The following is a 12,687-nucleotide window of genomic DNA, read 5'->3' on the forward strand; positions in this document are numbered from 1 at the left end:
AACGGTGCTCACGGCAGTACCGCCGTGGCTTGCTGGATCGCCGGAGTTTCTTCCGACTGGCTTGCGTGCACCACCACATATTCCGGCATCTCGGCTTCGAGGCCGAGCGGTCTTTCCGCGTCGGCGTCAAGCGCCGCCAACCAGAAGGAAAGCTGATATCCCTGCGGGGTGCGTGCCAGGACGATCTCCCGCAGCTTCTCGCGCTGGAAACGCAACTCATCCTCCGCTTGCAGCGTCAGCTGGAAACGCATGCGACCATCGAGGGTGTACATGGAGAGCAGGCCATCCTTGAGGCTGAGGGTATGCCGGTCGAAATAGACGGGGGCACTCGGCAGAAACTGCAGTAGAGGCAAGGGGCGATCCGGATGAGCGGCGGCGTTGAACGGGCTATTGGGATGTTGCAGGATCAGACGGCATGTACGCGAGACCGAATAGATCGCGTTGCAGACCATCTGCGACCCCACCTGAGGAAAACGCTGACGCAGGTCGTGGTAGGTGATGTGGTGCAGGGCCACCCGGTTCCAGCATCGGGTCTGCTGCACCACCGGCGCCAGCGCATTGCACAGTTCGGCGAACGCCACCTGCAAAGCCTGCAGGCGTGCCGTTTGCTCGGGCGTGGTGGTGAGGAGAATATGCAGCGGGGAATTCATATAGGAGATGTTATCACAATCTCCTATATGAAAACATGTCTCTGGAAAAAATAATGTGAAAGTCCCTTGACGCTCACGAAACCTGACCCTTTTTCGCGCAGCAGAAGTGATCCGGTCACTGCGCAAGGTTAGGCAGGTTAAACCTCGGCTAGGCTGTCCCGCCGACCGTCAAGCCGTCGATGCGCAGGGTCGGCTGGCCGACGCCCACCGGTACGCTCTGCCCATCCTTGCCGCAAGTTCCGACGCCGGGATCGAGACGCATGTCGTTGCCGATCATCGACACCTGATGCATCGCTTCCGGACCGCTGCCGATCAGGGTCGCCCCTTTGATCGGCGAGCCCAACTTGCCGTCTTCGATCAGGTAGGCCTCGGACATCGAGAAAACAAACTTGCCGTTGGTGATATCCACCTGCCCACCACCGAAATTGACCGCATAAATGCCCTTCTTGACCGATTGGATGATTTCTTCGACGCTCTTGTCGCCATTCAACATCGTGGTGTTGGTCATGCGTGGCAGTGGCAGGTGCGCAAACGACTCGCGGCGACCATTGCCCGTCGGGGAAACTCCCATCAGCCGGGCGTTGAGACTATCCTGCATGTAGCCCTTGAGGATGCCGTCTTCGATCAATACCGTACGCTGCGTTGGATTGCCTTCGTCGTCGATGTTCAGCGAACCACGCCGTTCGGCAATCGTGCCGTCATCGATGACGGTGACTCCCGGAGAGGCAACGCGGCTGCCGATGCGGCCGGCAAAGGTCGAACTGCCCTTGCGGTTGAAATCACCCTCCAGACCATGCCCCACTGCCTCGTGCAGGAGGATGCCAGGCCAGCCGGAGCCCAGGACAACGGTCATCGTACCCGCCGGCGCCGGGCGAGCGACGAGATTGGTCACCGCCTGATGCACGGCTTCGCGTGCATAACCCTGCAATAGGGCATCACTGAAAAAGCCGTAATCGGTGCGTCCGCCGCCACCCGCCGATCCCTGTTCGCGCTGGCCGGCTGCTTCGACGATGACCGTCAGCGAGACCCGTACCAGCGGTCGAATGTCGGCCGCCAGCCGGCCGTCGCTACCGGCAACCAGGACCACCTCGTATTCGCCGGCGAGATGCGCCATCACCTGCGTCACTCGCGGGTCCTCGGCGCGCGCCAGTGCCTCCAGGCGTTCGAGCAACTTGACCTTGCTGGCCGCGTCGAGCGAAGCGAGCGGATCCTGCGGCACGTACAGGCGATGCCCGCTGCTCCTCTTGAGCGCTGGTACTCGCCGTTCCTGCCCGGCCGTGGCAATCGCCCGAACCGCCGCAGCCGCATCGCCGAGGGCCTGGACGCTGATATCGTCCGAGTAGGCAAAAGCCGTTTTCTCACCCGACAGGGCGCGTACGCCGACGCCCTCGTCGATGCTGAAACTGCCGGCCTTGACGATTCCTTCCTCGAGGCTCCAGGCCTCGGAGCGGCTGTACTGGAAATAGAGGTCGGCATAATCGACCCGGTGCGCCATGATTTTGCCGAATACCCTTGTCAGGTCTGCGACGTCAAGACCATAGGGTGTGAGCAGGGTTTTTTTGGCCTGCGCGAGCAGGGTTTGAGCGTTTTCGTTCATTGATTTTCCATGGTTGCTGCCGTTTGGGTGCCGCTTACATGACACGGTGCCCGAGCGCCGGCAGACTGGTGCGGACTTCGGCGAGGCGGGCTCGTTCAAGGTCCGCGATGACGATTCCTGGTCCTTTCAGCTTGCGGTCGAGGATATTCCCCCAGGGATCGATGAGCATGCTGTTGCCGTGCGTCTCGCGCCCGTTCTCATGACGACCACCCTGTGCCACGGCCAGCACATAACACTGATTCTCGATCGCCCGCGCCCGTAGCAGAATCTCCCAATGCGCTCGCCCGGTGGTCTCGGTAAAGGCTGCCGGAATCACCAGCAATTCTGTGACACCAAAAGCACGATAAAGCTCCGGAAATCTGAGGTCGTAGCAGATCGACAGGCCGACCCGACCAAAAGGTATGCTGAAGGACACCGGCTGACGACCGGCTTCGATCGTCGCCCGTTCGTCGTAGTGCTCGGTACCCTGCCGAAAGCCGAACAGGTGGATCTTGTCGTAGCGCGCGGCGCGCTGGCCTCGCGGATTGTAGACCAGACTCGAATTGAGGACCTTGTCGGGATGCTCGGTCCACAGCGGCAGCGAGCCGCCGATCAACCAGACCCCGTGTTCGCGGGCTTTTGCCGCAAGAAAGTCCTGGATTGGCCCATGCCCATCGACTTCCCGCAGCCTGACTTTGTCGTCGTCACGCATGCCCATGATCGCGAAGTACTCGGGCAGCGCGAGCAATTCGGCGCCCTGCGCAACGGCCTCGTCGATGAGGCCAGTGGCAGTGCGCAGGTTCTCGTCGACGCGCGGCGTCGAAACCATTTGCAGCGCAGCGGCCCGCAGTGTCGGGACCGCTGCTGGGTCGGCTGGCAGATCACTGATGCGTGGGTTCATTGCGTACTCCGGTCGGGGTTGGCGGGGAATGGCAGATCAGGGGTAGGCACCGGGGTCGCCGAACGGGAGATCTTCTGCACCTTGGGGTCGTCCCATTTGCCGGTTACCAGATAGTCGAAAGCAAAGACCTTGTTGAGAGGCCCCTGCAGGATTTTATCTGCCAGCAGCGTGGCAATGCCGGCCAGCGGATTGATCACCGCAACCCCCAGGGCGGCGCTGCTGCCAAGTTCGGGCTGGACGGTTACCTTGAGATGTTGCGTTTCATTTTTCAGGTCGGCATCGCCACGCATCACCACGTGCGCCGCCGGGCCATCGATTTGCAGGCGCTGGGTGTGCATCAGCCCGCTGCTGACCGTCATTTTGCCGTGAATGCTGTCGAAAGCGAAACCGTCGCTGAAGATATCACCAAAATCAAAGCTCAGACGACGCGGCAGGCCTTGCAGACTGATCAGGCCGAGCAGCTTGCCGGCGCCGGGGTCGAGCTTCAGAAACTGACCCTTGCTGGCATCGAGCTGCATGTCGCCGCTCAGCGTCGCGTAGTCCAGTCGATCCGGGGCACCGTTCCAGCCGATTTTTCCCTGCATGGTCGCGCTACCGGCACGCACGGCACCGGCGTAGCCCAGCCGGTCGAGCAACTTGCCGACATCGCTGCACTCCAGTGTGAAATCGAGTTGCGTGCGGTTGGCCGCGCTGATCTGCCACTGTCCGCTGCCGGACAGCCTGGCATGGGGGTTGAGTAATTCGATCTTGTCGAGCCGCCAGATCCCGCCATCATTGTGTGCCTGCACATCGAGGCGCCCGAAGCGATGATCGCCGACGGTGAAGTCATCGACCACGATGTCTAGGGCGGGCAGATTCTTGAGCGCCTCGCCGGGTTCTGCGTCCTTGCTCACCTTCTCCGGACGGCGCCATTTCTTGAACTGCGCCTTCAACTTGCCGGTGCCCGATCCGTCCCAGACAAAACTGCCCACTGCCTGATCCGACTGTACCGTACCCCGCCATTGTGAAGTCGCTCCCGACACCCCCACGCTGACCCGGGTGTAGGAGGCGCCGAGCAGGATCACTTCGTCCGCCTTGAGATCGACCGAGACCGGCAAGCCGGAAGCGGAACCCGGCTCCTTGCCGCTGCTCTGCAGCAGCTCTTGCCAGTAGCCGACATCGAGCGTCGGGACGCTGATCCCGACGTTGAATCCACGTTCCGGCAAAGACGCCAATGGCCGCCCAATCATGATCGCCGCTCGTTCCGGAATAGCCTCGTCGCCCTGCTTGCGGCGGACCATTTGCATACCGAACACATTGCCGATGCTTGCGCGCAACTGCTCGCGGCGTATCGCTTCGGTAGCACGCATGGTGCCTGTCGGCAGCGGTGTCGTCTCGAAATGCAGGGCCAGATTTTCGCCGGCGCTCTTGCCGAGTGGCGCTGGCAGCGTGGATGCGACGCCGACCAGATTTGAGTCCAGCAGCAGCTCGACTTCGCGCTTGCGGACCCGCAGTTCGGCACGGTAGGTGGTGCTTCCGGACAGCTTGTCGAGCATCGCTAATTCCGCGCGTCGCCGCAAGTCGTCCACGGCCAGCGTGCCTTCGGCAATTACCAGCACCTTGCCGTCCTGCGATCCTCCGGTAATCCTGACCTGGCCACCGAACAGCTGGGCGTTGATCTCCGGTACGCGCAGGGTTTTTTCGGAGAACTGCAGGCTACCATTTACCTGCCGCAGAGGTGGCAGCGCCGGGTCGACATTCACCTCGTTGGCCAGCAGGGTGTAGGTCCCGTCGATCCGGGATTCCGCGAGCCGTGCCTCCGCCAGAGGAATCTCCAGCGCAATATTCAGGTGACCCTTGCCACTGGCACTCATGGAGTCGGTGAAGTGGTCGATCTGGTTCGCCACCGGACTCTGCCTGATGAACTTGAGAAATTCCGAAGTCTCTCCGTCGGCGCGCCCCTTCACCTTGAGGGTCGATACCGGCGCATCGAAGTCGGGAATCTCGGCACGTGTCTCGGTCAATCGGGCACCGAGAATCGTGCCGCGCCGCGCCATCACCAGCATTCCGGTCCCCTCGAAGCGAAGATCAGCATCGATTCCGCTGATCACCGGCCAGCCGGTACCGTAATCCAGCGTCACTCCCTGCGCCTTGACGGTGACCAGAAACTGGCCCTGCTTGCGGTCGAGAAACGGAAAATTCGCCAGATCGCCCTTCAGGATGAGCTTGGCTTCGCTTGCTGCCCCGGCCTTGAGGGCATCACGCAGCCAGTGACGTGCATCGACATTGATCGCCGCTGGCAGGTAGCGCCAGACGGCGCGCGCGTCGGCGCGGCTGAGTGTTGCCGTCAGGTCGATGCTGCCGGGCCCTTCAGCGTGCTTGCGGTAGCTCCCCTGTGCAATACCGGCTGCGTCGGGTCCGGCAAACTCGGCGCGCGCCAACTCGGCATCGAGCCTGCCCTTGCTGATTTTCCATTTGGCCTGTGCATTCAAGGTGTCGAGTGCGATCGATGATTCGGGAAAAACATCGGGCAGTTCGATGCTCACCTGCTGCGAACGCAACTGCACGGCACCACCCTGCTCGCTGGCCTCGAACGAGCCGGACAAGCCTGTGACGCCGAGGAAATGGCCAGCGGGTTTGAGTGCCAGACCATCAAAACGGCTTTTCAGCGAATAAGTCCGCAGGCCCTCGGCGTCACCCTGCCAACTGGCACGCAGATCACTGAGGCGGCCGCGTGGTGCGAAATCGTTCAGCAACTTCCTTGACCCTGCGTCGAGCGGCAGATAGGCCGCCAGTTTGGCGAGCGGACCCAGTTCCAGTGTGCCGGCCGTGGCACTACCACGCAGCGCGCTGCCGGTGGCGGCTGGGCGCTGCCACTCGACGTGAAAATCGGTCGGTTCGATATGAATGGCCGCTGCCGGGGAATCGCCTTCGATAGCGCGCGTCAGCAGTTCGATGCGACGCCCATCCAAGCTGATCCCGGTCGCTGCAAAGCGCGCGCCAATGCGACCGGACATGTGCTCGAGTTCGAGTGCCGGCAGATCCGTTGCCAGGCGCAGATTGACCGCGTCGAGCGAAAGGTCCGCCGTCAGTTCCTGCAGACTACCCGCAGCAAAGCCTGCCCAGGCGCGCACGGCGCCGCGGCCATATGGCAAGGCCAGTGGATAATCGATCCAGGTTCGCCAGACGGCCAGATCAGCATAGTCGATCTGGGCGAAGAGCTGACCTTTCCAGGAAGCCAGGTGCGCGCTATCCTTGCCTTGAAAATCGCCGCGCAGGTCGATCCTTGACGCCAGTTCGGCTGCTGGCAGGGCAGTCAGGCCGAAGCGGTGCTGGCGCCCATTGTTGTCGAGAGAGAGGTTCACGTCTTCGAGAATCAGCGGTGGCGCATCGCGCTGCGCGTCCTCCCAGAGCACTGTTGCGCCGTTGATGCGAATTCGCTTCTGGGCCAGCACCCAGTCTGCGAAACCGCTGTCGCTGTCCGGTTCGGCGATCGCAATTCCCGCGACAAACAAACGCCCGTCGCCATCGCGCCGCAGATGCAGCTTCGGCTCGGTGATCCGCAACAGGCGCAGCCGCAACTGCCGACGTGGCAGCGACGACCACGAGAGAATGCTCTCGACGCGAGTAAAGCTCAGTGCCGGTTGTCCCAGCGCATCGGCAATGCGCACATCGGAGAGGATCAGGTCGGGGTTGATTCCCTGCCAGCTGGCCTCGATGCGTCCAATGCCGACCGACAGGCCAAGCACCTGGCTGAGCTGGCGCTCGATTGCCGGCCGATAACTCTCGATGTTCGGCAGGATCAGATAGCGCAGCGCCAGAACCAGCAGCACAAAAGCAAAATACAGCAGCCACAAGGCACGCACCGTGATACGCCCCAGCAAACGCAGCTTCGGGTGCGAGATCACTGGCAGCAGAAAATGCAGGCGATGGTAGACCGCCGGGCGCAGTTCGTCCTGATGCATCAGATGCAGCCGGCGCAGCGAGACTTTTGCATACAGTCGGTGGGCGTCACTAGAATGTCGGGGTACCTGGTCAGACAACCCGTGATTGTAACGGCTTTGCCGTGCCTGATCAGTGCCGGTAGTGCCGGACCGGCCGGCAACCCCCTGCGAGAGAAGAATGGACACCATCAGCAATCATCCCACCGGCGCCAGCGTACTGGCACCACCCTGGCAGGCGGCGCAGACGCACAGCCGCTACCTGCGCGATCTGCTCGCCGTCCGCCCGGAGATCGCCAACTGGCTCAAGGAACACGCCACCTCGCCACTCACCGCCCGGCAAATGACCGACTTTCTTGCCTCCGCCGCACCGAACAGCGACGAGAGCCTCAAACGCGCCCTGCGCCAGTTGCGCCAGCGCGTGATGGCGACGCTGATCGTCCGCGACATCGGCGGTGTGGCACCCTTGAGCGAAGTCGTCGAAAGCATGACCCAGCTCGCCGATGTCACCACCAACTTCGCGCTCGGCTTCGTGCATCGGCAATTGTGCGAGCTGTTCGGCGAACCGCTCGACAGCCATGGTGAGGCTCAGCGGCTGCTGGTTGTCGGCATGGGGAAACTCGGCGGACGTGAACTCAACGTCTCGTCCGACGTCGATTACATCTTCGTCTACCCCGAGGAAGGACAGACCGCGGGCGGTCAGCGACGCATTGACAACTACGATTTTTTCCTGCGCCTCGGCAAGCGACTGATCGGCACCCTCGGAGATCTCACCGGAGACGGTCAGGTATTCCGCGTCGACATGCGCCTGCGCCCCAACGGCGACTCCGGGCCGCTGGTCGGCTCGCTCGGTTCGCTCGAAAACTATTTCATTACGCAAGGCCGCGAATGGGAACGCTACGCCTGGATCAAGGCCAGGGTCATGAATGAAGGCGTCAATCTGCAGCAAGAATGGCGCCAGGCGTTGCAGGACAGCGTACGCCCCTTCGTCTTTCGCAAGTACCTCGATTTCGGCGCCATCAACGCGATGCGCGATCTGCACGCACAGATTCGTCGCGAGGTGGCCAGAAAGGACATGGCCGAGCACATCAAACTGGGTCCTGGCGGCATCCGCGAGATCGAATTCATGGCGCAGGTCTTTCAACTGATTCGCGGCGGCCGCGAGCCGGCCCTGCAGATCCGGCCGACCTTGCAGGTCCTCGCGCTGCTCGCCGAACGTCAGTTATTACCGGTCGAGACCGAGCGGGAACTGGCGGCTGCCTACATGTTTCTGCGCCGTCTCGAGCACCGTCTGCAGTATGTGCGTGACGCCCAGACGCACCGGCTGCCGAGTACCGAAGCAGATCGCCTGCAGATCGCCGAGTCGATGGGGTTTGCCGACTGGCCGGCCTTCATGGCGACTCTCGACGCCCATCGCGCAACCGTTGGCCGGCACTTCGAGCTGGTCTTTTCGGAACCTGAAGAGGGCCGACACCCGCTGGCCGGAATCTGGGAGGAGGCAATGGCTGGCGACGAGTCCATCGAATGTCTGTCAAATCTGGGGTTTCGCGCGCCGCAGGCGCTGCTGCAACGTCTGCAGAGCTTTCGTCAGAGCGGCCGCTACCTGCAACTGCCGGCGAGCAATCGCGATCGCCTCGACGCCCTCGGCCCACGCTTGCTCGATGCCGCTGCAGCGACGACGACGCCTGACGCCACCTGGCAGCGCGGCCTCGATTTCCTGGATACGATCAGCCGTCGCGGCGCTTACCTGGCTCTCCTGCAGCAGTATCCACAGGCGCTGAGGAAACTCGCCGAACTGATCGGCAGTTCAGCATGGGCTGCCGATTACCTGACCCGTCACCCGATCCTGCTCGACGAACTGCTCGATTCGCGCATTTTCGATGTCAGCACCGACTGGCAGCGCTTCCGGCAGGATCTGCAGGCGCGCCTAACGCAGCACGTCGGCGACGTCGAGCGCGAAATGGACATCCTGCGCGAAGCCCATCACGCACAGGTCTTTCACTTCCTGGCCCAGGACATCGCTGGTCTGCACAGCGTCGAACACCTCGCCGACCGGCTCAGCGAGCTTGCCGACATCATGGTACAGACGACGCTGGAGCTCTGCTGGCAAACGCTGCGGCAGCGACATCCGCATCCCGAGCGGCGACCGCGCTTCGCGGTCATCGCCTACGGCAAGCTCGGTGGCAAGGAACTTGGCTTCGCTTCGGATCTCGACCTGGTCTATCTGCACGACGATCCGGAACCCGACATCGGCGAACTTTACGCGCGTCTGGGGCAGCGCATGAGTACGTGGATGTCAACCCAGACGCCGGCCGGCATGCTCTTCGAAGTTGATCTGCGTCTGCGCCCCAACGGCGATTCGGGAATGCTCGTCTGTCCGATCGAAGCCTTTCGCGACTATCAGTTGCAGCATGCCTGGCCCTGGGAACACCAGGCACTGACGCGCGCCCGCTTCTGCGCCGGTGACCCGGCGGTCGGCGCACAGTTCGAAGCCATCCGGATAGAGATCCTGCGGCAGCCGCGCGATCTCGCCACCCTGCGTGACGAAGTCCTGGGCATGCGCAAGCGCATGCTCGATCAACACGCCTCGCGCAGTGAAGAAGACTTCGACATCAAACATGATCGCGGCGGTCTGATCGATGTGGAGTTCGTCGTCCAGTATCTGGTTCTCGGCCATGCGCACAAGCACGCCCGACTTTGCGGCAACCTGGGCAACATCGCACTGCTCGGAATTGCCGCCGAACTCGAGCTGATCCCGGTCGAACTCGCCGCACCGGTGCAGAGTGCTTACCGCGAGTTTCGCCGCATGCAGCACGCCTTGCGGCTCAATGCCAAGCGTCGGGCGCGCGTCGAACGCAGTTCGGTCAGTCGCCGCATCGAAGCCGTTCGCGCACTCTGGGAGCGGGTATTCGCCACGCCGTGAACAGCGCGCTTGGCATCCTGATCCGTGGTTGCAAGAAAACTGATGGGTATCAAGGCGCAGGGCAGATCAACGCAGCGGTGGGGGCGGCGGAGTGCCAAGCGGTGGCGGTGTCGATTGGCGCACCCACCGTTCAAAGGCTCACGCGCCACGAATGACTGGGAACTGTGGGACAGGATCGACATCAGACACTGTGTTGCCGCCGGCAGTTTCTGGTACGCTTCTGGCGAAAGAACCGGAGGCGTCAATAACCAACCTGAATCAGGGTGCGATCATGCCACAATTTCCACGAAGCGCCATTGGCAACCTGGCCGAACTGGAGGAAGGGCAGATCGCGCTCTCGGGTTTTGTCGTTCAACATGACAAAGGCTTGTATGTTCGGCTCTCGCGACTCGAATCGGCGACGGCTTTTGCCGACTTCGTCAATCGCGTGATCGCGACAGGCCTGTACTTCCGGGGGCTTGATTACCCGCAGTTCCTTGCCCTGCTTTTCGACAATCCCATCGGTAGTCGCGACGATGCTGGCAAGGAAGTTTTTCTGGCTGCCGACATCACGAGTTTCCGACCGGAACGTCAGGCGCTCTACAAGGCTTGCCGGATCACGCCTGGCGAGGCGGCCTATCTGTTCGAACCGCTGTATTGCGAAGCGCAGAGTGATCCGGAACTGCTCGATCAGGGCGACCATCCTGCGCGTTCTGCCAAGGGGCAGCAGCGCTTCGAGACACGCATTTTCCTCGACATCGACGAATTCATCGCCGCTGCGTGGGCGAAGGGAGTGCGTTTCGGGATCGACGTCGCGGCGGTGCGCGAAGGCATCGAGCTCGAAAAGCCGGAACTGCGGGTGGTCGCTCGTGACCGGCCATACGTCCCCGGCAAGGATGCCGAAATCGTCGAGCTGGCTCCCGGGTTGCACCGCAATAACGCACCGCGGCGGCTGCTTGGCGACCGGGTCGATCTGTGTCAGTTCGAGACGCGTTACCCTCAGGTCGCCGCCGGTCTCCGTCTGATAAAAAAAAATCCCGCGCCAGGCCGGCGTGGACGGGCGTGACATTTCCGGCATTGCGCTGCCGGCATCGCAACCCAAGGATTTCGATCTGCAGAAGCTGGCTGGCCCCGGCACCCATGTCAGCCGGGAAAAGGATGGCGAATTCCTGCTGGCGTCGGTATGCGGCTTTCTCAATATCGATCTGCGCAGCAATCAGTTCTCCGTGACCGATAAAATCGTCAGTCATGAAGGGGTGAGCGTACGCACGACCGGCGACCTCCTGTTGACCGGCGAGGAGTATGAGCAGTACGGCGAGATCCAGGAGAAGCGCATCGTCCGCTGCCGCAGCATTACCGCTTACGCCGATGTTTTCGGCAACATCCTTTCCAGCGGTGGGCTCGTCTGCCTGAAACACAATCTGGTCGGCGGGAGCGCCAGCAACGATCAAGGGGACATCTTCGTCGAAGGACGGGCTTCCGGATCGACGCTGATTGCGCAACACGGCTGCATCAATGTGCAACGCGCAGACAACTGCTTGATCCTGGGTCGCAAGGTGGTCGTCGGGCAGGCGACCAACTGCGATATCGTTGCCGAAGAATTGACTGTCGAGGTTGCGGAAGCCTGTGCCCTTGCCGGCAGGAGCATGCACCTCGGCGTCGCCCGTTCGCGCCGGGAACTTGAAAACGTATTGCTGGTGTTACTGCCCGACCTGTCGTCTTATGAGGCAAGGATCGCCGCCCTGCAACTGCAGCGTGCCTTGCTCGAGAAGGTGATTACCGAATCTCGTACCAGGATCGATGCCTTGCGTGGCGAGAAAGATGTGGCCAGATACCTGCTGGTCGGCGGCAAGTTGCGTCGCCATGAACTGACGCTGAACGCGGAACAGCAGTTGAGCTGGCGCCGACTCTCGGAACTGGTCGCACCGGCCCTGCGGACACTCTCGCAACTGTCTGATCTGGTCAAGGAAAAGGATGCGGAGTGGCATGCGCTGGAAGCACAAATCAACGAGGTCGTCGCTGCCCGAGATCAGTCCTGCAACGGTCTGGCCTGTACCGTCGAGCGTATCGAAGGGGAGACGCGCATCCGTGCCATGTTGGTCCGATTGGCTGATCCGCCGCTCACCGATCTGCCACACAAGGATTTGAAAGCGCGCCTGCGGAAAACCGATGCGGCGACCAAACGGCTTTTCAGCGGCTCGACCGGGCGCTTTTCCTGGGTTTACAGTTGATCACCAACGAACGATGATGTGGTCTGCCTGAGGCGTCGGTTCTTGCTCCGTGACTACTACTTTTACTGTGTGGACGAGGACTTTGGTCCGTTCTTCCTGAAGTTCTGCTCGTACTTTCCGTAGTCGAGACTGGCCGGGCTAACGGTCATGACTTTTCCAGACACCCCTGATCATGAAAGTCATGACCGTTTCCCTCCCTTGCAGGGCGCATTCCGGCTTGCCCGCCGGAATCGTTCGATGGGCGCAGAGCATGCTCTGCGAATTCCCCATCTCACCCCCCGACCCCTCCTACGCGAGGTGGGGGGGGGAGGTTCGCGAGTCGCTGACGCGATTTTCACATTAACGTCGGAATCGACGGTCTGCATTGTTGAGCGGGCAGACCGGTGAGTTCGGGAACGTGACCGGCGTCCGGTCCCGGGTAGCCAGCACTCATAATTATGTATTTCGCCAAAAAAGCCAAGGCGTTCTGGTGTAGAATTCCTTGCCAGCTACGAAGCCTTGCCATGC

At 61.8% G+C, this 12,687-nt stretch carries 7 protein-coding genes; 3 read left to right on the top strand and 4 right to left on the bottom strand.

Going from position 1 to position 12,687, the window contains the following annotated elements; genetic code table 11:
* Window positions 1-8 precede the first annotated feature (8 nt).
* The 4 genes from E4Q08_RS10295 to E4Q08_RS10310 form a co-directional block, all read right to left on the bottom strand.
* Window positions 9-650 carry a hypothetical protein gene (locus E4Q08_RS10295; RefSeq protein ID WP_169070320.1) on the bottom strand — a complete coding sequence of 214 codons (642 nt, stop codon included), beginning with the start codon at window positions 648-650 and terminating at the stop codon, window positions 9-11.
* A gap of 148 nt (window positions 651-798) precedes the next feature.
* Window positions 799-2,247, bottom strand: coding sequence for a metalloprotease TldD (gene tldD, locus E4Q08_RS10300; protein WP_169070321.1), 1,449 nt, complete (start codon window positions 2,245-2,247; stop codon window positions 799-801).
* 34 nt (window positions 2,248-2,281) lie between these two features.
* Window positions 2,282-3,127 carry a carbon-nitrogen hydrolase family protein gene (locus E4Q08_RS10305; protein ID WP_211203378.1) on the bottom strand — a complete coding sequence of 282 codons (846 nt, stop codon included), beginning with the start codon at window positions 3,125-3,127 and terminating at the stop codon, window positions 2,282-2,284.
* Window positions 3,124-7,239: a YhdP family protein gene (locus E4Q08_RS10310; RefSeq protein WP_169070322.1), complete on the bottom strand. Its 4,116-nt coding sequence runs from the start codon at window positions 7,237-7,239 to the stop codon at window positions 3,124-3,126. Before E4Q08_RS10310 ends, E4Q08_RS10305 begins: the two co-directional genes overlap by 4 nt.
* Between E4Q08_RS10310 and glnE the strand changes: the two genes are divergently transcribed.
* From glnE to E4Q08_RS10325, 3 genes are all read left to right on the top strand, one after another.
* Window positions 7,229-9,970 carry a bifunctional [glutamate--ammonia ligase]-adenylyl-L-tyrosine phosphorylase/[glutamate--ammonia-ligase] adenylyltransferase gene (glnE, locus tag E4Q08_RS10315; protein ID WP_169070323.1) on the top strand — a complete coding sequence of 914 codons (2,742 nt, stop codon included), beginning with the start codon at window positions 7,229-7,231 and terminating at the stop codon, window positions 9,968-9,970. The genes E4Q08_RS10310 and glnE overlap by 11 nt on opposite strands.
* A 271-nt stretch (window positions 9,971-10,241) precedes the next feature.
* Window positions 10,242-11,015 carry a hypothetical protein gene (locus E4Q08_RS10320; protein WP_169070324.1) on the top strand — a complete coding sequence of 258 codons (774 nt, stop codon included), beginning with the start codon at window positions 10,242-10,244 and terminating at the stop codon, window positions 11,013-11,015.
* Entirely contained in the window at window positions 11,002-12,180 is a 1,179-nt protein-coding gene (locus tag E4Q08_RS10325) for a FapA family protein (RefSeq protein WP_169070325.1), read from the top strand. The genes E4Q08_RS10320 and E4Q08_RS10325 overlap by 14 nt, the downstream gene beginning before the upstream one ends.
* Window positions 12,181-12,687: the final 507 nt, after the last annotated feature.

The organism is Candidatus Accumulibacter contiguus (genome assembly GCF_012940005.1).
Taxonomy (GTDB): Bacteria; Pseudomonadota; Gammaproteobacteria; order Burkholderiales; family Rhodocyclaceae; genus Accumulibacter; species Accumulibacter contiguus.